The sequence below is a fragment of the Alteriqipengyuania lutimaris genome, from assembly GCF_003363135.1.
In the GTDB taxonomy this organism is placed as follows: Bacteria; Pseudomonadota; Alphaproteobacteria; order Sphingomonadales; family Sphingomonadaceae; genus Alteriqipengyuania; species Alteriqipengyuania lutimaris.
The window spans coordinates 167,954-189,551 of sequence record NZ_QRBB01000002.1 but is presented as its reverse complement, the minus strand read 5'-3'; the positions used below and the strand labels follow the sequence as shown (position 1 = coordinate 189,551).

Annotated in this window: 19 protein-coding genes; 6 read left to right on the top strand and 13 right to left on the bottom strand. The window is 65.2% G+C overall.

Annotation, left to right across the window (positions count from 1 at the left end):
* Positions 1-9: 9 nt before the first annotated feature.
* The gene (locus DL238_RS14120) at positions 10-1,401 is read left to right on the top strand and encodes a DEAD/DEAH box helicase (RefSeq protein ID WP_115493089.1); all 1,392 of its coding nucleotides are present in this window, start codon (positions 10-12) and stop codon (positions 1,399-1,401) included.
* Between the two features lie 48 nt (positions 1,402-1,449).
* Here the strand turns inward: DL238_RS14120 and DL238_RS14115 are convergent, their stop codons facing one another.
* The gene (locus DL238_RS14115) at positions 1,450-3,759 is read right to left on the bottom strand and encodes an ATP-dependent helicase (protein ID WP_115493088.1); all 2,310 of its coding nucleotides are present in this window, start codon (positions 3,757-3,759) and stop codon (positions 1,450-1,452) included.
* Between the two features lie 134 nt (positions 3,760-3,893).
* Here DL238_RS14115 and DL238_RS14110 point away from each other — a divergent pair, with 134 nt between their 5' ends.
* On the top strand, positions 3,894-4,391 hold the full coding sequence (locus DL238_RS14110) for a hypothetical protein (protein ID WP_115493087.1): 498 nt from the start codon (positions 3,894-3,896) through the stop codon (positions 4,389-4,391).
* Positions 4,392-4,474: 83 nt separating this feature from the next.
* Positions 4,475-4,768, top strand: coding sequence for a hypothetical protein (locus tag DL238_RS14105; RefSeq protein WP_115493086.1), 294 nt, complete (start codon positions 4,475-4,477; stop codon positions 4,766-4,768).
* A 124-nt stretch (positions 4,769-4,892) separates the two neighbouring features.
* Here DL238_RS14105 and rsmD read toward each other — a convergent pair whose 3' ends face one another.
* Positions 4,893-5,438, bottom strand: coding sequence for a 16S rRNA (guanine(966)-N(2))-methyltransferase RsmD (gene rsmD, locus DL238_RS14100; protein ID WP_115493085.1), 546 nt, complete (start codon positions 5,436-5,438; stop codon positions 4,893-4,895).
* Positions 5,438-6,193, bottom strand: a complete 756-nt coding sequence (locus DL238_RS14095) for a pseudouridine synthase (protein ID WP_115493084.1) — start codon at positions 6,191-6,193, stop codon at positions 5,438-5,440. Before DL238_RS14095 ends, rsmD begins: the two co-directional genes overlap by 1 nt.
* A 478-nt stretch (positions 6,194-6,671) precedes the next feature.
* On the opposite strand from DL238_RS14095, the gene DL238_RS14090 reads away from it, so the two are divergent.
* Positions 6,672-8,405 carry an AmpG family muropeptide MFS transporter gene (locus DL238_RS14090; RefSeq protein ID WP_115493083.1) on the top strand — a complete coding sequence of 578 codons (1,734 nt, stop codon included), beginning with the start codon at positions 6,672-6,674 and terminating at the stop codon, positions 8,403-8,405.
* On the opposite strand, the gene DL238_RS14085 is transcribed toward DL238_RS14090, so the two are convergent.
* The 5 genes from DL238_RS14085 to trpB all read right to left on the bottom strand — a co-directional run bounded on the left by DL238_RS14085 (position 8,406) and on the right by trpB (position 14,039).
* Entirely contained in the window at positions 8,406-9,701 is a 1,296-nt protein-coding gene (locus DL238_RS14085) for a bifunctional folylpolyglutamate synthase/dihydrofolate synthase (RefSeq protein ID WP_115493082.1), read from the bottom strand. It abuts the gene before it with no gap.
* 436 nt (positions 9,702-10,137) lie between these two features.
* Positions 10,138-10,986, bottom strand: coding sequence for an acetyl-CoA carboxylase, carboxyltransferase subunit beta (gene accD, locus DL238_RS14080; RefSeq protein WP_115493081.1), 849 nt, complete (start codon positions 10,984-10,986; stop codon positions 10,138-10,140).
* A 193-nt stretch (positions 10,987-11,179) separates the two neighbouring features.
* Positions 11,180-11,968 carry a tryptophan synthase subunit alpha gene (gene trpA / locus DL238_RS14075; protein ID WP_115493387.1) on the bottom strand — a complete coding sequence of 263 codons (789 nt, stop codon included), beginning with the start codon at positions 11,966-11,968 and terminating at the stop codon, positions 11,180-11,182.
* A 291-nt stretch (positions 11,969-12,259) separates the two neighbouring features.
* Positions 12,260-12,790: a hypothetical protein gene (locus DL238_RS14070; protein ID WP_115493080.1), complete on the bottom strand. Its 531-nt coding sequence runs from the start codon at positions 12,788-12,790 to the stop codon at positions 12,260-12,262.
* Positions 12,791-12,794: 4 nt separating this feature from the next.
* Entirely contained in the window at positions 12,795-14,039 is a 1,245-nt protein-coding gene (trpB, locus tag DL238_RS14065; RefSeq protein ID WP_181883963.1) for a tryptophan synthase subunit beta, read from the bottom strand.
* 243 nt (positions 14,040-14,282) lie between these two features.
* Here trpB and DL238_RS14060 point away from each other — a divergent pair, with 243 nt between their 5' ends.
* Positions 14,283-14,747: an outer membrane beta-barrel protein gene (locus DL238_RS14060; protein WP_115493079.1), complete on the top strand. Its 465-nt coding sequence runs from the start codon at positions 14,283-14,285 to the stop codon at positions 14,745-14,747.
* Positions 14,748-14,809: 62 nt separating this feature from the next.
* Here DL238_RS14060 and DL238_RS14055 read toward each other — a convergent pair whose 3' ends face one another.
* The 5 genes from DL238_RS14055 to purB all read right to left on the bottom strand — a co-directional run bounded on the left by DL238_RS14055 (position 14,810) and on the right by purB (position 18,606).
* On the bottom strand, positions 14,810-15,442 hold the full coding sequence (locus DL238_RS14055) for a phosphoribosylanthranilate isomerase (protein ID WP_115493078.1): 633 nt from the start codon (positions 15,440-15,442) through the stop codon (positions 14,810-14,812).
* Between the two features lie 66 nt (positions 15,443-15,508).
* Positions 15,509-16,030, bottom strand: a complete 522-nt coding sequence (locus tag DL238_RS14050; RefSeq protein ID WP_234031121.1) for a hypothetical protein — start codon at positions 16,028-16,030, stop codon at positions 15,509-15,511.
* A complete protein-coding gene (gene pyrF, locus DL238_RS14045; protein ID WP_115493077.1) occupies positions 16,027-16,698 on the bottom strand; it encodes an orotidine-5'-phosphate decarboxylase in 672 nt (223 codons plus the stop codon). The genes DL238_RS14050 and pyrF overlap by 4 nt, the downstream gene beginning before the upstream one ends.
* Positions 16,695-17,189 carry a LapA family protein gene (locus DL238_RS14040; protein WP_234031120.1) on the bottom strand — a complete coding sequence of 165 codons (495 nt, stop codon included), beginning with the start codon at positions 17,187-17,189 and terminating at the stop codon, positions 16,695-16,697. The genes pyrF and DL238_RS14040 overlap by 4 nt, the downstream gene beginning before the upstream one ends.
* 106 nt (positions 17,190-17,295) lie before the next feature.
* Complete coding sequence (purB, locus tag DL238_RS14035) at positions 17,296-18,606, bottom strand: adenylosuccinate lyase (RefSeq protein ID WP_115493076.1); 1,311 nt, start codon at positions 18,604-18,606, stop codon at positions 17,296-17,298.
* Between the two features lie 181 nt (positions 18,607-18,787).
* Here purB and DL238_RS14030 point away from each other — a divergent pair, with 181 nt between their 5' ends.
* Complete coding sequence (locus DL238_RS14030) at positions 18,788-21,589, top strand: DUF3857 domain-containing protein (RefSeq protein WP_115493075.1); 2,802 nt, start codon at positions 18,788-18,790, stop codon at positions 21,587-21,589.
* Positions 21,590-21,598: the final 9 nt, after the last annotated feature.

Below are 21,598 nucleotides of genomic sequence, written 5' to 3'. Positions count from 1 at the left end.
GAAAACTGAATGACATTCGCCGATCTCGGCCTCTCCGATAAATTGCTCCAGGCGGTGGAAGCCGCCGGTTACAGCGAGCCCACGCCGATCCAGGCGCAGGCGATTCCGCCCGTTCTGATGATGAAGGACATCATCGGCATCGCACAGACCGGGACCGGCAAGACTGCCAGTTTCGTGCTCCCGATGATCGATATTCTCGCCTCGGGCCGGCGCCGCGCACTGATGCCGCGGAGCCTGATTCTCGCGCCGACGCGCGAACTCGCGGCGCAGGTGGCGGAGAATTTCGAGAAATACGGCGCGCAGCACGACCTCTCGCTCGTCCTGCTGATCGGGGGCGTCCAGATGGGCGACCAGATCAAGGCGCTCAACGAAGGCGTCGACGTGCTTATCGCCACGCCCGGTCGCCTGATGGACCTGTTCGAGCGGGGCAAGATCCTGCTCAACGGCTGCGAGCTGCTGGTGATCGACGAGGCGGACCGTATGCTCGACATGGGGTTCATTCCCGATATCGAGCATATCTGTTCCAAACTTCCCGAAACGCGCCAGACGCTGCTGTTCAGCGCGACGATGCCGCCTCCGATCGAGAAGCTGGCGCAGAAGTTCCTCGACAATCCCAAGCGGATCGAGGTCAGCCGTGCGGCGTCCACCAACGAGAATATCACCGCGTTCAAGATTCCGGTCAAACCGCGCGAAAAGTCCGAGACGCTGCGTTGGCTGCTCGCGAATGATCACGTCGAGACCGCGATCATCTTCTCCAACCGCAAGACGACGGTTCGCGAGATCAACAAGAGCCTGCAGAGCCACGGCTTCGCCAGTGGCGAAATCCACGGTGATATGGACCAGTCGAGCCGGATCGCCGAACTCAACCGCTTCAAGGCGGGCGAGATCAACATTCTGGTCGCCAGCGACGTGGCGGCGCGCGGACTCGACGTCAAAGGCGTGAGCCACGTCTTCAACTTCGACACGCCGTGGCATCCCGACGATTACGTCCACCGGATCGGCCGTACCGGCCGCGCCGGGGCCAAGGGCCGCGCCTTCACCTTCGTCACGAGCGACGATGAAGAAGCGCTCGCCAATATCGAGAAGCTGACCGAATCGAAGATCAAGCCTTTCGGCAAGGAAGACGTCCGCGTCGAACTGGTCGACGCGAAGCCGAAGCGCGAGCGGAGCTCGAAGCGCGCCGACTACGACAAGGCCGAAGCGCCGTCACGCGATGAGGATGACGAAACGCAGGCCAAGCCCTCGCGCGAGCGCAGGCCGCGGCGCGACGAGCAGAAGCCTGCCCGCGCCAACGAAGGCAAACCTCCTCGCGGCCGCGGTCGCAGGGACGACAACGAGGTGATCCCCGCTGGCGAATGGAACGGGCCCAAGCCCGATTTCCTCTCGGTCAGCGCGACCTGACCTGAAAGGGGCCAGCGTGCGATGCGGCGCGCTGGCGGCTCTGGCGCGCTAGTCCGCCAGCTTCACGAAGCTGTCGATCACGCGCTTGGTGCCGCTGGTCTCGAACTCGATTTCCAGCTTGTTGCCTTCCTGGCTCATCACCGTGCCGTAACCGAACTTGTCGTGGAAGACGCGTGCGCCCAGCGCCACGTCGGTCCGCGGCTTGGCGGCGAAGCTGGCGGCGGAGCGGCGGCTTTCCTGCACCCGTGCGGGCTTCGTCTCGTAGCCGGTGGCGAGCGCACGCTGCCATCCCGGCCCGCGAGCGGTCGACCGATCGGGCCGGTCGCGCGAGACATGGGCGAAGGGATCGTCCTGCTCGCTCCAGTTGGCACGCCATAGCGATGCGCCGCCCGACATCGTCGTTTCGCTGTCGACATGGTCTTCGGGCAGCTCGCCGATAAAACGGCTTGGGAGCGAGCTGGTCCACTGGCCGTAGATGCGCCGGTTGGCGGCATGGATGATCGTGCACGCCTTCTTCGCGCGTGTGATCGCCACGTAGGCAAGGCGGCGTTCTTCTTCGAGGCTGGCGAGCCCCCCTTCGTCGAGCGCACGCTGGCTCGGGAAGACGCCTTCTTCCCACCCGACCAGGAAGAGGTGATCGAACTCCAGCCCCTTGGCCGCGTGGATGGTCATGATGGTGACCTTGGCGTCTTCGGAATTCGCCTCGTTATCCATCACGAGCGCGACGTGTTCGAGGAAATCGCCGAGCGTCTCGTAATCCTCCATCGCGCGGACGAGTTCGGAGAGGTTTTCCAGCCGGCCCTTGGCTTCGACCGAACGCTCGTTCTCGAGCATCGCCTGGTAGCCGCTTTCCTCCAGCACGGTGCGCAGCAGTTCGGCGGGGGCAAGACTGTCTGACTCTTCGCGCCATTTGAGGAACTGGCGCAGCAGCGTGCCGATCGTCCCGCGCGCACGCGCAGGCAGTTCGTCGCTGTCCGCCAGTTCGAGCGATGCGGCGGCGAGCGGCATGCCCGTGCGCCGCGCGTGCTGGTACATCTTCTCCAGCGTCTTGGCGCCGAGACCACGCTTGGGCTGGTTGTAGATCCGTTCGAAGGCGAGATCGTCCGCCGCCTGCGCAATCACGCGCAGGTAGGCGAGGGCATCGCGAATCTCGGCGCGCTCGTAAAAGCGGAAGCCGCCGATGATGCGGTAGTTCATCCCGATCTGGATGAAGCGGTCTTCGAACTCGCGGGTCTGATACTGCGCCCGCACGAGGATCGCGATCTCGTCGAGGCCCACGCCGCCACGCTCGAGGCTCTCGATCTCCTCGCCCACGCGGCGCGCTTCCTCGGGCCCGTCCCACACGCCGATGACGCGGACTTTCTCGCCCGTGTCGGTTTCGGTCCACAATTCCTTGCCGAGCCGCTGGCTGTTCTCCCCGATCAGGCCCGATGCCGCGCCGAGGATGTGCGGGGTGGAGCGATAGTTCTGCTCCAGCTTGATGACCTTGGCGCCGGGAAAGTCCTTCTCGAACTTCAGGATGTTCGCCACTTCCGCGCCGCGCCAGGAGTAGATCGACTGGTCGTCGTCGCCCACCACACAGATGTTCTTGCGCTCCTGCGCAAGCAGGCGGAGCCACAGGTACTGGACCTGGTTGGTGTCCTGATATTCGTCGACGAGGATGTATTTGAAGCGGTTCTGGTACTGCGCCAGCACGTCGGTATGTTGACGAAACACATTCAGCATGTGCAGCAGCAGGTCGCCGAAGTCGCAGGCGTTAAGTGCCTGTAATCGCCTCTGATAAGTCGAATAAAGCTGGCTGCCGCGCCCGTTGGCGTAGCTTTCGTTCTCGACCGTATCGAGATCGCCGGGATTGAGCCCGCGGTTCTTCCACCGGTCGATCAGCCCGGCGAGCTGGCGCGCGGGCCAGCGCTTCTCGTCCAGATCTGCCTCAGAGATCAGCGTCTTGAGCAGGCGCAGCTGGTCGTCCGGATCGATGATCGTGAAATTGCTCTGCAGGCCGACCAGTTCGGCGTGGCGGCGCAGCATCTTGGCGCCGATCGCGTGGAAGGTGCCGAGCCACGGCATGCCTTCGACCGCGTCGCCGATATGGCGGCCAACGCGCTCGCGCATCTCGCGCGCGGCCTTGTTGGTGAAGGTGACGCACAGGATCTCGCTCGGCCAGGCGAGCCGCATCGCGACGAGATGTGCCAGCCTTGCGGTGAGCGCGGAGGTCTTGCCCGTGCCCGCGCCCGCCAGCATCAGCACCGGTCCTTCCGTCGTCAGGACTGCCTCGCGCTGGGGTGGGTTCAGCCGGGCGGCATATGCGGGGATATCCGCATCTCCGGCGGCGGTGGCGAGGGGGAAGGCATCACTCATGACAATAGCCGAACAGGTAGGGAACGCAGGGTGGCGGGGCAAGGCGCGCGGGCGGATGCGTCCACCGCCTTCGGAACCCTCGGCCCCGGCTTTCCGTTATGGTGGCAAGGACGAGGGAAAAAGGAGACAAAATTATGAAGAAGCTCATTCTCGCCACGACTGCTGCCTGCGGCATGGCTCTCGCCGCCGTTCCGGCGCTTGCCGATCATCATAACGAAGCCGAATCCTACATGATGACCGATGCGCAGGAAGCCATGTACATGGACTGGTCGGCGGAAAACCGCATGACCTACCAAGAATGGCCGATCGCAGCCCAGGAGTACTACTGGACGCTGAACGAGAGCCAGCAGAAGATCTGGTGGGACAGCCTGAACGACGAACAGCGCGTGCGCATCGTCGAGATGGCACCGGCTCAGCGCACGGCGGCATGGCAGTCGATCAACACGCAGTTGAGCGGCACGACGACCGCCACGACTACGACCCGTTCGACCATGTCGGGCGGGGCCACGATCAACTATTCCAGCAACGCGGTGGTCCAGCCGACCCCGGGTGACGAAGGCCCGCCGACGGGCGATCTGCCGATCTGCGAGCCGATGGAGCAGGACAACTGCATCAATCGCGGCGCGGTCTGACCGGCACGAATTGCTAAATCGCGTGGCAGCGCAGGGACCGATCCCTGCGCTGCCACACTTCTATCGAGAGAGGAAGCTGAAAGATGCGTACGTTCCTAATGATCACCGGTGCCGCGTTCGGCGCCGCGCTGGCCTTGCCCGCCGCCGCGCAGGCACCGACAATCGAGTATCGTAGTGCCGAAGTCGTGCAGCAGACACCCGACGACGCCGGGCCGCCCGCAGCAGGCGAACTTCCGATCTGCGAGGCGGGCGCGGAAGACAATTGCATCAACAGTTGGGAAGCCAATCGTACGGGCAATCGCCCGATCAATTACTGGCCCGGTCGCCCGGCCAGCGAGATCGACGAACCGCTGCCGGTCGACCAGCCGGAGGGCTGATCCCGAGGTCAGGTTCTTACGACGAAGGGGCGTCCGCAATGCGGGCGCCCTTTTTCGGTTTCGTGCAGACGAGTTTCCAGGAGTGCACGTTTTCAGGATTGCACGTTTTCAGGACGGCGCGTTTTCAGGACGGCAGGCGCAGGAAGAGCAGCTTCGCCTTGCCGACCTTGCGCTCGGCATCGATTTCCATCCCGCGGATCGTCGGGTCCTCCTTGGCCGCCACTTCCAGCGTGACCCAGGTGGCGGGCCCGATCCAGCCGAGCCGCAGCAGGCGATCGATAGCGACCGGTCCGGCATTCGTATCGTAGGGCGGATCGAGCATGATAAGGTCGTGCGGCTGCTTTGCCGGGCCAAGCCGCGTCACCGACGCCTGGTTGATCGAGGTGCGCGGGCCGGCGCCGAGCTTCGCGATATTGGCGCGGATCGCGTCAACGGCGCGCTTGTCCTCCTCCACGAACAGACAGGCGCCGCACCCGCGTGAAAGCGCTTCGAGGCCCAGGGCACCCGACCCCGCAAACAGGTCCGCCACGCTCAACCCTTCGAACGTGCCCAGGCGGCTCGCCAGCATGTTGAACAGGGTTTCGCGGGTGCGGTCCGCAGTCGGCCGGGTGGTCTCGCCCGCAGGGGCGACGATGCTGCGGCCCCGCCATTCGCCAGCGATGATCCGCACTATCTGGCTCCCTTGATCGAGGAGCGGAGCTTGCCGATGTCGTGCTTCTTGATTTCGACCGCCTGACCGCGCGGCAGGTCGCCCAGCAGGAAGGGACCGAATGCGGTGCGCACCAGCCGGTTGACCTGGAGGCCCAGGTGTTCGAGCACGCGGCGGACCTCGCGGTTCTTGCCCTCGGTAATCGTCAGTTCGATCCACTGGTTGGCGCCGGTGCGCCGTTCCAGATTGGCATCGATCCGTCCGTAGTGGATCCCGTCGATCGTGATCCCTTCGATCAGCGATTCGAGCTGCGCCTGCGACACTTCGCCCAGGGCACGCGCGCGGTAGGTCCGTTCGACCGCGTTGGCGGGCAGTTCGAGCATGCGCTTGAAGCCGCCGTCGTTGGTCAGCAGCAGCAGGCCCTCGGTGTTGAAGTCCAGCCGGCCGATCGGCATCACGCGCGGCGCATCCTTGGGCAGGGCATTGCGCAGCGCATCGTAGATGGTGGCACGACCGCGCGGATCGCGTTCCGCGACGATCAGGCCCTGGGGCTTGTGGAAGGCGAACAGGCGGGTGGGCTCGGGCGCCGCGACCGGCTTGCCGTCGACGGTGACGCCGCGCAGATGCTCGAGCACGGTGTTCGGCGTCTCGACCACCTTGCCGCCAATGGCGATCCGGCCGTCGGCGATCATCCGCTCTACCTCGCGCCGGCTCGCCACGCCCGCGCGCGCCAGCAGCTTGGCGATCCGATCGCCCTGTCTTTCGTTTTCGCTCATTCCGGACCGCTTAGCGGTGCAGCGGCAAAGCTCCAACCGATTGCGCGACTAGAGCGACATCCTGCTGTGGCGCGGATGCGGCCTGCGGCGCTCATCATGGTCTTTGCGGCTGTCGAATACGCGCCACCGATCGCCGGTCTTGATCAACGCATTGCGACAAATAGAGCATGACGCGCGGTAATTCAGCCCGTCATGCCAGGTTCGTTTCCGATCGACCCTGTGCCTGCCGAAACAGCAGATGAAATCTACCAGCATGTCTGTCGTCCCGTCCAAGCGACACGAAAACCTATACGATCACGTACGTAGAAAAGCACGGTGCAAATTGTCCGCGGTGCAGTATCGGGACGATCGCATTGGTTTCCATCCGAAGTTTTAAAGCGCCAGTCAGGTTGGGCCGGGCAGAAGCGGCAAACGGGGCTATGCGGGTCGCCCCGCCAGAGGCTACACACCACCCGCAATCAGAGGAGGAGGGCCGCCCATGGCCGATGCGACGGCTGACACCAAGAAGAAGCCGGGCTGGCGCACGCTAGCGCGCTCGCTGCGCAATCCCAAGAGCGGCTACATGGCGCTGTTCGGCTTTGCCAGCGGCCTGCCCTTCGCGCTGTTCCTCGGCACGCTCTACGCCTGGCTGTCCGAAGCCGAGGTGGAGCTGGAGACGATGGGCGTGTTCTCGCTCATCGGGCTTGCTTATGCCTTCCAGTTCCTGTGGTCGCCGTTGATCGACAAGGTCTCGATTCCCGGCTTCCGCAAGCTCGGGCGGCGCAAGCAGTGGATCGTGCCTTCGCAGATCCTGCTCGGTGTCATCCTGATCGCGCTGAGCCTGTCCAACCCGACCAATGAAGCGATCGGCTGGTTCAGCCTGCTCGCCGGGATCGGAGCGCTGGCCAGCGCGACGCAGGATATCGCGATCAACGCCTGGCGCATCGATGTGGCCGACGAAGAGGCGACGATCGACATCCTCTCGACCGTCTATCAGATGGGCTACCGTCTGGCGGCGCTGGTGGGCGGCGCGCTCGGCCTGATCATCGCGGCGCGGATCGGCTGGCCGCAGACCTACCTGATGATGGGTGCAATCCTGCTGGCCATCGGGATCGCCGGCCTGTTCGCGCCCGACAGCAAGGCGGGCGAGAATGTCGACGGGACGGTCGACGACGAGCTGCTGCTCAGCCTGCGCAGGAAGGGAGAGCTGCGTCCTTCGGTGCGGGCCAAGGCGCTTGTGGCCGTCGGTCTGCTGTGGGCCTTAGCGATCGTGACGGTCCTTACCTTCATGTACATGTCGTTGGCCTTCGCGCCGGAGGACCGGCCCAACCCGACCGATTTCACGCTTAACTATGGCCCGTGGATCATCGTTGCCACGGTGGTGATCCCCGCGCTCATCGCAGGCTGGCTCGCTTCGAAGAAGGACCGCGGCGAGTATGTCATGACCGAAGATTTGCCCGAACGCGCAGGCAATTCCTACGCGATCGACCACTTGTATCGCGCACTGGTGATGCCGCTGGTCGAGTTCGTCGGGCGGATGGGCTGGTCGCTCGTGCTGATCCTGTCGCTGGTGCTCACCTATCGCATCTGCGACGCGATCTGGGGCACCTTCGCCTATCCATTCTACCTCGGAGAGCTGGAGTACACCAACGACGAGGTGGCCTTCGCCTCCAAGTTCTTCGGCGTCGGCGCGATCATCGCCGGGCTGGCGATCGGCGGCTACCTCCTGACCGCAATCGGACGGATGGCCACGCTGACTTTCGGCGCGCTGATCGCCGCGCTGACCAACCTGCTCTATGCCGACATGGCGAGGGGCGGTGCCACCATGCAGGCGGCGAGCGATGCGATCGGATTTTCCGCGCTGATCGGTTTCATGGCACCCTTCGGGTCCGAGGCGCTGCCACGGCTGACCTTCACGATCATGTGGGAGAACCTCGCGATCGGCATCGCGGGGGCCGCGTATGTGGCCTGGCTGAGCTCGATCGTTTCGAAGAAGTACTCGGCGGTCCAGTATGCGCTCCTGTCTTCGCTGACCCTGCTCGTGGGCACGCTGGGGCGCGGCGCGCTAGGCGAGATGATCGAGAAGCAGGGCTATTACGACGTGTTCATCCTGACGACGCTGATCGGGATGCTGGCGGTGGTCCTGTGCGTGTTCGAATGGATCCGCGTGGTCCGCTCGGGCCGCTCGCAGAACGCGCCGCCGCCCGGATCGGAAGCGGTCGCGGCCGAGTAGTCAGTTGGGCAGCGCGCCGCTCAGCCGCAGCACGTCGCCCGCGAGGTAGAGCGAGCCTGCGATCAGCACGGGCAGGCCATCGTCGGGCAGCGCGCGCAGGGCATCAGGCACGTCGGCGGCGGCGCGGGCATCCGGGCCGAACGCTTCGGCCGGGTGATACTCGTGCCCCGGCACGGGCACGGCGGTGATGCTGGCAATGCTGCCCGCCAGCGGGCCGGTGATTGCGCGCGGGTCCTTGTTGGCGAGCATGCCGAGGATGAGGTGCACGCGTTCGTTCTCGAAGTGAAGCGCGAGCGCTTCGCCCGCGCTGGGGTTATGGCCGCCATCGACCCACACGATCCGCTCGCCCGTCAGCGGCGAGGCGGGCAGACGCTGGAGCCGCGCGGGCCAGCTGGCGGTACGCAGCCCCTCGGCCATCGCATCGCGCGAGACGTCGACCCGGTCCTGATGCCGCAGCATCGCAATCGCGAGCGCGGCGTTCTCCGCCTGGTGCGCACCTTGCAGGGCAGGCAGAGGGAGGGCGAGTTCGCCATGATCATCGGCATAGTGCAGCCCGGTTTCGGTGCTGCTTGCGTGCCACCCGCTCCCGCGCATCGCCAGCAGGGCCTCGCGTGCTATCGCCGCCCGCTCGATCTCGAGCATGGCGCCTTCGGGGTAGGACAGCGTGACCAGCGGCACGCCGGGCTTGGCGATGCCCGCCTTCTCGAACGCGATCCGCGCCAGCGGTTCGGCGGGCACATTCTCCTCGGGCGCGAGCAGGAACCGCTCATGATCAAGCCCTAGGGCCGCGATTCCGCAGGCGGCGAGCACCTGCGGCCCCATCACGTTGGTCGCATCGAAACGCCCGCCCAGGCCGACCTCGATAACGCAGGCGTCCGCCGGTTCGCGTGCAAAGGCGAGGAAGGTCGCGGCGATGGTGACTTCGAAGAAGCTCGGGTTCAGATCATCGCCCGCATCGAGCACTTCGGCCAGCAGCGCGGCGAGCTGCGCGTCCTCGATCAGCGTCCCGGCGATCCGGATCCGCTCGTTATAGCGCACCAGATGCGGGCTGGTCGCGACGTGGACCCGTTTGCCATCCGCCTCCAGCATCGCGCGCAGGAAGGCGCAGGTCGATCCCTTGCCATTGGTGCCCGCGACGTGGAACACCGGCGGGAGGCGGTCCTGCGGATCGCCAAGGCGCGCAAATAGAGCGCGGATCGTCTCCAGCCCCAAGCGGCCATCGGGCACCGAGAGCGCGGCCAGCCGGTCGAGTTGGGCCTGCACGGCCGGATCGTCTGAGCGGGCGAAGTCCTTCATGGCTTTGGCCTCCACCAAGCCCAAGCGACGAGTCCAAAGCCTGACGCGAAGCAAGCAATAGCGATCCAGCCAACGACGAAGGGTAGATCGGCTGCACAGTAATCAAAGCAGGCTCTGTTGGGCTGGAAGGGCGATTCAACACCGAAAGTCGTCGCGAACGATTCCCAATCCCCCATTACGGCGGATGTCATCCACATTTTCACGATGGCAGACTGCCATATTCCTAAGATTGCGGAAGTTCCCAAGAGGGCTAAGGCGGCCGCCAACCTAAAGTCTCGCTTTGGCGTCATTCGCCGCATTACCTTCGAGCCTTCAAAGCGCCGCTTCTTCATTTAAGCCCCCTCTCCTTCAGGGGAGGGGGTTGGGGGAGGGGCCTCGCGCCCAGCTTTCCCCCACCCCTCGATCCCCTCCCCTGAAGGGGAGGGGAGGATGTTCATTACGCCGCCTCGCTCGCGCCCATATAGCGCAGCAGCATCGCCAGCTCGGCCTTCAGGTCGTGGCGGTTCACCACGCGGTCAACCATGCCGTGTTCGTGCAGGTATTCGGCGCGCTGGAAGCCTTCGGGCAGCTGTTCGCGGATCGTTTCCTGGATCACGCGCTGGCCTGCGAAGCCGATCAGCGCGCCCGGCTCCGCCAGCTGGACATCGCCGAGCATCGCGTAGCTGGCGGTGACGCCGCCGGTGGTCGGATCGGTCAGCAGCACGATATAGGGCAGGCCCGCTGCGCGCAGCTTGCGCACCATCACGGTCGCCTTGGGCATCTGCATCAGGCTGAGAATGCCCTCCTGCATGCGCGCGCCGCCAGCCGCGGTCACGACGACATAGCCGCACTTGCGCCGCAGCGCTTCGGCCGCGCCGTCGCAGAAGGCCTGGCCCACCGCCATGCCCATTGATCCGCCCATGAAGTGGAAGTCCTGCACCCCCATCACCGCGGGCTGGCCCTCGATCGCGCCGCTCGCGACGGTGAAGGCATCGCGGTGCGGGTTGTTCGCGCGCGCGGCCTTCAGCCTGTCGGTATAGCGCTTGGAATCGCGGAACTTGAGCGGGTCTTCCTTCACTTCGGGCTGGGGCAGCAGGTCGAAGCCCTCGTCCATCAGGATCGCGATCCGCGTGTCGGCGCCGATCCGCCCATGGTGCTCGCAGCGCGGGCAGACATAGAGGTTGTCGGCATAGTCGCTCGCGAAGATCATCTCTCCGCAGCCCTTGCACTTGATCCACAGCGTCTCGTCGGTGGAGCGCTTGGCGACGAAGGGCAGCGAATTGCGGACACGATTGAACCAGCTCATGCGGCGTTCCTATAGGTTGGCTTCTTCAATTCGTCATCCCTGCTCTAACGCGTCATCCCTGCGAAGGCAGGGATACAGATAACGCCCGTGGATCGGCCCACCAAGGTCATCCGGGCCCCCGCCTGCCGCTTCGCGCCAGTTTATCCTGAGCGACGCCGCAGGCGACGTCGAAGGGCAGGGGCGACGGGGTTCATCAACTCCGCGAATGCACCGCCTGCGCAAGCCTTGCGGTGAGATCGCGCAGGTGTGCGGGGGCATCCGCGCCATGCTCTGCGACCAGATCGACCAGTGCGGAGCCGACCACCACGCCATCGGCAACCTTTGCGATGGCCCCGGCCTGTTCGGGCGTGCGCACGCCGAAGCCGACCGCCACGGGCAGGTCGGTCGCCGCCTTCAGGCGCTTCACCGCCGCATCGATCGAATCCTGCGCCGCGCTCTGCTTGCCGGTGATCCCTGCGACCGAGACGTAGTAGAGAAAGCCCTCGGACCCCTCGACCACGGTCGGCAGGCGGAAGTCGTCGGTGGTGGGCGTGGCAAGCCGGATCGGGGCGATACCCTGCTCGCGCAGTGCGGGGCCGAGCGCGGAGTCCTCCTCGGGCGGAATGTCGACGCAAATCACGCCGTCGACGCCAGCGCCTGCAGCCTCTTGCGCGAACCATTCGGCCCCGCGCCGCACCATCGGATTGGCATAGCCCATCAGCACCAGCGGCACTTGCGGGTGGCGATCGCGGAACTCGTTGGCGATCATCAGCACATCGGCCGTGGTCGTCCCGGCTTTCAGCGCGCGGATATTGGCCGCCTGGATCGCGGGGCCATCGGCCATCGGATCGGTGAAGGGCATTCCCAGCTCGATTACGTCCGCCCCGCCATCGACCAGCGCATCGAGGTTCGCGGCGGTATCGCCGTCGCCCGCGGTGACGAAGCAGACAAGCGCGGGATGTGGCTTGGCAAAGGCAGTAGCGATTCGGTTTGCGTTGTTCACCTGCGGTCCTTTGGAGCTGAACGCTGACACACCTGACACAGTGTCCTAGGGTCAAAAAATCTGCTGTCCGCGCGCATGGCAAAGAACGGCTGGAGGGGGAAGGGTGTGGAGATCATCATGCGGCGATTATGCCTCTGGGGCCGAGTGTAGGACAGGCCTCCGCCAAATCGTCGCCCCGGCCGCCGAGTTGGGAGCCCGCTAGCTTCTGGTCGCGCCAGAAGAGGCGGGATCCCGGATCAAGTCTGCGACCCGTTGCGGCAACTCGCTCTAGATTGGCTGCGAAAATGCGCATCAGGCCGCCGGTCTGAACGTGGAAAAGGCCGCAAACGCAAGTTTGTTGACAGCGAGAAGCAGACAAATGAGCAAAAAGGGGAGCACCAGGAACTCGATCCCGAATCCAATATTCGGATGACAAGCTATGAAAAAATCGGTGTTAGGATTGGAATTCATTTTTTCCATTTCCCAACATTGTATTCTTTCGGTGAGCCCTGACGCGATGACGGCGTAGCCGACGATTCCTGCCAGCATAGAATAAAGCGCGAGTTGGTAGGACCCAAGCAATGAGGCCAGCCTCGTTCTGGGTTCGGAAAAGGTCAGTAAATCTGAAACATGCCATATGAGCATAGGAAAGGCGAAAAGCCCGACCGCAGAAATGTTGCCAACGGAATTCCAATAATAATAATCAAATCCCTCTTCGAGATTGGTAATATGCGGAGTCCAGTAGAAAATATCATGCGTGAAGAGGAAAAGAATTTCCGAAAAGCCCAAAATGCCAACGCTGAGGATGGCCGTAGTTCGTTTGGATGAGCCATCCGGTTCCATTGGCCTAAATCTCCACCCCCAGCTTCTCCGCCACGGTGAAGATGTCCTTGTCCCCGCGCCCACACAAGTTCGCGAGGATGATCGCATCCTTGTCCATCTCCTTCGCGCGCTTCGCCACCGCCGCGATGGCATGCGAAGGCTCGAGCGCAGGAATGATCCCCTCGGTCCGGCACAGCAACTGAAACGCCTCCAAAGCCTCGTCATCGGTGACGGCGGTGTATTCGACGCGGCCGATGTCCTTCAGCCATGCATGCTCGGGGCCGATGCCGGGGTAGTCGAGCCCTGCCGAGATCGAGTGGCCCTCGGTGATCTGGCCGTCCTCGTCCTGCAGCAGGAAGGTCTTGTTGCCGTGGAGGATGCCGGGGGCGCCGCCGGTCAGGCTGGCGGCGTGCTGGTCGCCGTCGAGGCCTAGCCCCGCCGCTTCGACGCCGAGCATCTTCACGTCCGCGTCGTCGAGGAAGGGGTGGAACAGGCCGAGCGCGTTGGAGCCACCGCCGATGCACGCGACCAGCAGGTCGGGGAGGCGGCCGACGCGCTTGTGCATCTGCGCGCGCGCCTCGGTGCCGATCACGCTCTGGAAGTCGCGGACCATCGCGGGGTAGGGATGTGGGCCTGCCGCCGTGCCGATGATGTAGAACGTGTCCTCCACATTCGCGACCCAGTCGCGCAGCGCCTCGTTCATCGCGTCTTTCAGCGTGCCGCGGCCGCTGGTGACGGGGACGATTTCCGCGCCGAGCAGCTTCATGCGGAACACGTTGGGCGATTGCCGCCGCACGTCCTCGGCGCCCATGTAGACGACGCAGGGCAGGCCGAAGCGCGCGCACACGGTGGCAGTGGCGACGCCGTGCTGGCCTGCACCGGTCTCTGCAATGATGCGCGTCTTGCCCATGCGGATCGCGAGCAGGATCTGCCCGATGCAGTTGTTGATCTTGTGCGCGCCGGTGTGATTCAATTCGTCGCGCTTGAACCAGACCTGCGCGCCGCCCAGCGCTTCGGTCAGGCGCTCCGCAAAGTAGAGCGGGCTGGGGCGGCCCACGTAATGCTCCAGCAGGTCCTCGAACTGGTCGGTGAAGGCCGGATCTTTGCGCGCCTCGTCGTAGGCCTGCTCCAGCGCCAAGATGTTCGGCATCAGCGTTTCGGCGACATAGCGTCCGCCGAAATCGCCGAAATGGCCGCGATCGTCCGGCTGGTTGCGGTAGGAATTGGGAACAGCGTCGGTCACTGGAAATCCGTTCGTGCTGGGCCGCATGCGAAGCAGCGGTGCGGCCCGGGGGAGAATCGCGAAAGGCCTATCGGCCAAGTGCGATCCCGACAAGGTCGGCGCGCGCGGGTCAAGGGGGGCGAAGGGGCAATGCCGGGCGCGCGCCGCTGTGCGCGAGAAAAATCCGGCCCGGGGGGCACGGGCACCGCGGCGTTTTCTATGATGGAGATTTTGGCCCGGCCCCTGCGCCCGATCAGGCGCTTGGGGCCTCCTTGGACAGGATCCCTACCAATGCGAGCACGTATTCTCCTTGCCACCCTTCTCGTCGCGCTTCCCGCGATCCCCGCGGCCGCCGAAGAAGCGACCGGCGGCCCCCGTGCCGAGCTGCGCGGCGGCGTGGCATGGACGGAAGAGCACACCGACCCCGTGCTCGGCATCGCGGCGGGCTACGATTTCGACCTCGGCGACCACACCTTCCTCGGCGCAGAGGTTTCGGGCGAGAAAATCCTCGCCGAAGACACCTATGTCGAACTCGCGCTGACGGGCCGCCTCGGCACCGCGGTGAGCGAGAAGGGCAGCGTCTTCGTCAATGGCGGCTACACCTTCACCCATCACGGCGACGGGCCGCACGTGGGTCTCGGTTACGAACACCACCTCGGCCACGGCGGCACCTACGTCGCCGCCGAATATCGGCACGTGTTCGTGGACCACCACGAGAGCAACGCAGTGACCATCGGTCTCGGCACATTCTTCTGATGTGCGCCGGTGCGCGGGGGTGAGTGCGAAACTCGTCGCCCGCCCTCGCGCGAGGCACCGGCTCAGGCTGACCGCACCGCTTCGCAGAAGGCGCGGATCAGGCCGACATCCTTGACGCCCGGCGCGCTTTCGACCCCGCTCGAGGTGTCGACCAGCGGCGCGCCGGTGCGCGCAATCGCGTCGCCGACATTTTCGGGTGTCAGCCCCCCCGCCAGCGCCCAGTTCATCGGGTGATCGTATCCGTCCAGGATGTCCCACCGGAACGCCTCGCCATTGCCGCCGGGCAGGGCCTTCGCGGGCGCGTCGAACAGCAGGCGGTCGATCTGGCCGACATATTTGGCCGATTTGTCCAGCGCCTCCCGTTCCCTGAGGCCGACCGCACGCCAGGTTTCGACCTTGAGCAGATCGCGCACCATCTTCATCCACTCGACCGCCTCGCGCCCGTGGAACTGGAGCACGTCGGGCTGCACCGCGCGGTAGGCCGTCTCCAGCTCCGCCGGTTGCATGTTGACCGTCAGCAGCACGACCTTGACGTGCCCGGGCGCGCGGCGGCGCAGCCTGGCCGCATCCTCAAGGGACACGTGCCGCGCGCTCGGTTCGTAGTGGACGAGCCCGATATGGCTCGCGCCTGCGTCCACGGCGGCATCGACGGTTTCGGGCGTCGAGAGGCCGCAAATCTTGATCTGGGTTGTCATGCGGGCGAGCCTTGGCCGAGCGCGCGTGCGATTCCAAGCCTGCGCAGGCGGACGGCTATCACCGGATCACGGTTCGATCGGAGCGAGCAACGGCCCGCCGAGCGATCCGTCGAAGGCGATCCGGCGCACCGCCATTTCCTCGACATCATATTCGACGCCGAAGAAACGCCATCCGCCGTCGCAGATCGAGAATGGTTCGCTCCCCTCGAAGCCATTCGCAGCGGGGTAGTAGTTGCCGTAGATCATGCGCCGGCCATTCTCGTAATAGCCGATATACTGGCGCTTGTAGAGCGAGGGGTCGTGGGGCCAGTCGAAAGGCGTTGCCGTGCCGGGTTGCGCGCGATCCGTCGACGCTGCGTAGTCGCCCGCATGATCGCGCAGCACGCGCATCGCGGCGCTTTCGATCGCGGTCACCTCGCGCGGACTCGGGCGGAAGAAGCGCTCGGGATGTTCGGGGCCGGGGCGCGAGCAGGTCTGCGTGGTCGCCGCGCCGAGCGCGGGATCGATCAGGGCGACGTTCCCCGCCGGAGGGGTTGTCGCGCAGCCTGCCAGCACTGCGAGCGCGGCGCAGGCCGGCAGGCGGATCAAAGAGTTTCCTCGATCGCGCGCGCTGCGGCGAGCGGATCGCCGGCTTTCGAAATGGGCCGCCCGATCACCAGCACGCTCGCGCCATCGTCGCGCGCCTTGCGCGGCGTCACAACGCGTTTCTGGTCGCCCACCGCGCTACCCGCAGGGCGCAGACCGGGGACGACGAAAAAGCCGTGCTTCCAGCGCTTATGCACCTCGCCGACTTCGTGGCCCGAGCACACGATTCCGTCGAGGCCCGCGTCCTGCGCCAGTTCGGCCAGCCGCAGCACCTGGTCGTGGGCGCTGCCCGAAACCCCGGTGCGCGCAAGATCGCGCTCGTCGAGGCTGGTGAGCATGGTCACGGCAACCACTTTGGTATGCTCGCCCGCCGCGGCCTTGGCATCTTCCATCATCGCGCGTCCGCCCCCGGCATGCACCGTGACGATCGCGGGTTCGAGCACGTGGATCGCCTGCATCGCGCCTGCGACCGTGTTCGGAATGTCGTGGAACTTGAGATCTAGGAAGATCGGCAGGCCGACCTGCGCAATCTCGTGCACGCCGTGGTGGCCGTGCTGGCAGAAGAATTCGAGGCCCAGCTTCAGCCCGCCGACATGCCCCTTGACCTTCTCGGCCAGTGCGCGCGCCGCTTCGATACGCGGCAGGTCGAGGGCGAGATAGACAGGGTTCACAGTGTCGTCGTCTTGTCCTGCGAGCCGGACTCGCCGGTTTCTTCCGGGCCGGCCGACGGGTTGGTGCCATCCGCAGCTGCGCCGTCCGCCGAAAGCCGATCGTCGGTCGCGTCCTGTCCCTTCATCTCGTCCTCGGACGGCGTTGCGGGTTCGGGCTGGGGTTCTGCTTCCGGCTCCGGCTCGGAGATGGCTGCATCGCTGCGCGCCGCTTCCTCACGGTCGCTTTCGCGTGCGGCTGCGGAAACGGAGTTCGCCTTCGCGGCGATTTCGAGGCTGCGGATCTTGCGGTTGAGGCTCCAGATCACGCCGCGCGCGTAAAGCCAGGTAGGCAGGAAGCCGAGCAGGAACGAAATGATGACGAGCGCGGGCACCTTGGTTTCGAGGACCAGGTTGTCCCAGATCGTAACCTCGACCTCGCGCCAGTTGAAGAACGAGAACAGGACCACGCCCACCAGGATGAGTACCCAGATAATCGTCCGTACAATTTGCATCTCAATCCCCCCTGGAGCGCACCTGCCGCAACGAGCGGAAGCCTAGGCCGCGCAATCCGGCCCGTCCAGCGCAAGGCGTCCAGCCGAACACCTCCAGCCTACACTCTCAGCCGAACACCCGCGCGAAAATCGTATCGACATGCTTCAGGTGGTATTCGAGGTCGAACAGCGCGGTCAGCTCGTTTTCGGACAGCGCCTTGGCGACGTCGTCATCCGCCTTCAGCAGGTCGAGCAGTTGCAGCCGCCCGTCCGATTCCCACACCTTCATCGCGTTGCGCTGGACGATGGCATAGGCATCCTCGCGGCTGACACCGTTCTGGGTCAGCGCCAGCAATACGCGCTGCGAGTGGATGAGGCCGCCCATCCGGTTCATGTTGGCCTCCATCCGCTCGGGGTAGACCAGCAGCTTGTCGACCACGCCGGTGAGGCGAGCGAGCGCGAAGTCGAGCGTGATCGTGGCATCGGGCCCGATGAAGCGTTCGACCGAGGAGTGGCTGATGTCCCGCTCGTGCCACAGCGCGACGTTTTCCAGCGCGGGCATGGCATAGGCGCGGATCATGCGCGCCTGGCCGGTCAGGTTCTCGGTCAGCACGGGGTTGCGCTTATGCGGCATGGCCGAGCTACCCTTCTGCCCCTTCGAGAAGAACTCTTCGGCTTCGAGCACCTCGGTGCGCTGCAGGTGGCGCACTTCGACCGCTAGCCGTTCGATGCTGCCTGCAATCACCGCCAGCGTGGCGAAATACATCGCGTGGCGGTCGCGCGGGATCACCTGTGTGCTCACGGGTTCCGGGACCAGTCCCAGCTTGTCCGCCACATAGGCTTCGACCTGCGGATCGATATTGGCGAAGGTTCCGACCGCGCCGCTGATCGCGCAGGTGGCGATTTCGGTGCGGGCGTCCCACAGGCGCGCGCGGCAACGGTCGAACTCGGCATAGGCCTGGGCAAGCTTGAGCCCGAAGGTCACGGGTTCGGCATGGATGCCGTGGCTGCGTCCGATGGTGGGGGTGAGCTTGTGCTCTTCCGCCCTGCGCTTGAGTGCCGCCAGCAGCTCGTCCATGTCGGCCAGCAGGATGTCGCTCGCGCGGACGAGCTGGACCGACAGCGTCGTGTCGAGCACGTCCGAACTGGTCATCCCCTGGTGCATGAAGCGCGCTTCCTCGCCCACATGCTCGGCCACCCAGGTCAGGAAGGCGATAACGTCGTGCTTGGTCACGGCTTCGATCGCGTCGATCGCCTCGACGTCGATTTCGGGATTGGTCTCCCACCAGTCCCACAGCGCCTTGGCCGCGCTTTGCGGCACCACGCCCAGATCGGCGAGCTTTTGCGTCGCATGCGCCTCGATCTCGAACCAGATGCGATATTTCGCCTCCGGCTCCCACAGGGCGGTCATTTCGGGGCGGGCGTAGCGGGGGACCATTGAGGGGGGCTCCGGTTCGGGCTGTGGGGAACGGGGCGCGGCTAAAACGCATCGGCTGCAATGGCAAGTGCGATGGCGCCAACCTTGCTGCGGCGGCTCAGGCGCGCATTCTTGGCATTGAAAGCGCGACAGGCCATTGTACACCTGATCCGGCAAACAGACAGGGATCCTCGGGGGAACAATGCGTCATATCTATCTCGCCTCGGCAGCGACCGGGCTGGTCGCTGCTGCGCTCAGCGTGCCTGCACAAGCCGGCGAGACGATCCTCTACGAAGACGAGGCCGCATGGGTCGATGTCGCCGACCTCCCGCCGGCCAGCGAGAGCCAGGGCCTGCCTCTGCGGCTGATCGAAACGCAGACGCGGATGGAGGACGGTTTGGTCTCCACCTACGGCGACATCGCCTTCGCGCTCGACAGTCCGGAGGCGCTCAATTCCCTGGGGACGATCTCGCTCGAATGGCTGCCCGACAAGGGCGACCTGACCGTTCACCGGGTCGAGCTGGTCCGCGACGGCGAGGTCATCGACCTGCTTGCGGGCGGCGCCCGGTTCGAGGTGCTGCGGCGCGAGGAAAGGCTCGAAGAGCGCATCCTCGATGGCGTCCTCACCGCCACGATGTCCGTCTCCGGGACGGAGATCGGCGATGTGCTGCGCTATTCCTTTACCAGTTCGAAGGACGAACAGATCCTCGACGAGGATATGGAATTCGCCAGTATCGTCCAGGCGAAGCCCGCGCCGATCGCAGCGGGCCGCACGATCCTCTCCTGGCCCGTGGACGAAGCGGTGCATTGGCGGACGGACAAGGTCTCGCCCGACGCCGCGACGCGAGAGAGTGGTGGCTATCGCTACGTGACGATTTCCCTGCCGGTGGACGAGGCGAAGGACATTCCGGAGGATGCGCCCGCCCGGTTCCGGCTGCCTCCTTCCGTCCGGGCCTCGACATTCGAGAATTACGCCCAGATTTCCGACGTCATCGCTCCATACTTCGCAACCGGCGGCACCATCGAGCCGGGCGGCGCACTTGCCGACAAGGTCGCCGAGATTGCGGGGCGCACCCCCGATCCGCGCGAGCGAGCGGCGCTCGCCACACAATTCGTGCAGGACGAGATCGGTTACCTGCTGAACGGCCTCGATGGCGGGAACTACATCCCGCAAAGCCCGGCCGAAACGTGGGAGGCGCGGACCGGCGACTGCAAGGCGAAATCGCTGCTGCTGCTTGCCATGCTCCGCGAACTCGGCATTTCCGCCGAGGCGGTGCTGGTCCATAGCCAGACGGGCGATGCGCTGCCCGAGCTGCTGCCTGCGCTGGGCAATTTCGATCACATGATCGTGCGCGCCGACATTGATGGCACTGCCTACTGGCTCGACGGGACCAGCGGCGGACTTCGCCTGAGCAACATGATCGAGGTGCCGCGTTTCCGCTATTCTCTGCCGCTGCGCGACGGCGGCACGGACCTGCAGGAAATGGCGATGCGCCCGCAGGCCATCCCGGACGAGGCGATCGCGCTCACAATCGACCAGTCTGCGGGGATCGACGTGCCCGCGATCTACGACATCACGATCCGCGTCAGCGGCGTGTCGGCGCAGGGTTACGAATCGCTGTCGCTGGTCGAAGATGCCGACCAGAAGGAGGCGGTCCTCACCGAGGCGGTACGCAACGTCATCGGCGATCATCAGCCGGCCGAGATGAACCTTGCCTTCGATCGCGACACCGGCATGGCGAACCTGAGCGCACGCGGCCTCGTGACTTCGCCATGGGAAAAGACCGATGGACGTTTCGAACTCGGCGTACCGTACCAGGTGATCGAAGGCTTCGATTTCGACGTCGACCGTTCGCGACCGGAAATCGCGGAGCTGCCGGTCATGGTGCGAGGCCCGGTCTTCTTCCGGCGGAATATCGAGTGGCTTCTGCCCCAGGGCGAGGGCGAGTTCCGGCTGCTGGGCCAGACCGAGCTGAACGAAGTCGTCGGCGGCACGCGGCTCTTCTCGGAAGCGGAGCTGGGCAACGGCCGCCTGTCCATCGCGGAGGAGGTCCAGAGCCTCGCATGGGAAGTGCCGGCCAGCGACCTGCCAGAGGTTCGTCGCCGGACGCTCCGCGTGGAAAGGGGCCTTCCGCGCCTGCGCGCTTCGGGCGAGGCCAAGAGGGCGTTCGAATATCGCGGTGCCGATCGCGCACGGCTCAAACCGATTGCCGAACTCTATTCGCAGTTGATCGCAGACGCCGACCCCGATGATGCGGATGTGTATGCCAACCGCTCCACATTCCGATATTACACCGGCGATTTCGAAGGCGCGCGGGCAGACATGGACGCGGCGATCGCGCGCGATGCCACCGCCGACAGCTACATCCTGCGCGGCGCTGCATCGTGGCAGCTCGGCGATCTGGAGGCCGCGCTGGCCGATTACGAGGCCGCAGCGCAGATCGATCCGGATTACTCCCTCAATGGGACGCGGCTCGAAGTTCTTGCGCTGCTCGGTCGCAACGACGAAGCGATCGCCCTGCTCGACGAGCATGCGTATCTGTTCGAAGAGCCCAAGCACGAGGCGATGGCCCGCTCCTACACGCTCGGTTTCTCGGACCGTCAGGATGAGGGCCTGGCGCTCCTGCGCGACGAGCTCGCCATCGAGCCGGACGATGCGGGGCTGCTCAACTCGCTATGCTGGGACAGCGGAATTTTCGACCGCGTGACCGAGCAGACGCTGGAGATCTGCACCCGCGCAGTGGAAGAATCGGGCAATGGTGCCGGGGCCATCGATAGCAGGGCGCTCGCGCTCTACCGCCTCGGCCGATACGAAGAGGCGCTGCGCGATCTCGATGTCGCGCTCGCCCGGGAGCCTGCGCAGCACGGCTCGCGCTACCTGCGCGGGGTCGTCAAGCGCGCTCTCGGCAATAAGGCCGACGCGCGCGCCGATATCGAGCTGGCGCTGCATGCGTCGCCGGGATTGGCGCCGCTCTATAGCGAATGGGGCCTGCCGCCGAAATAGGCCCCGCTG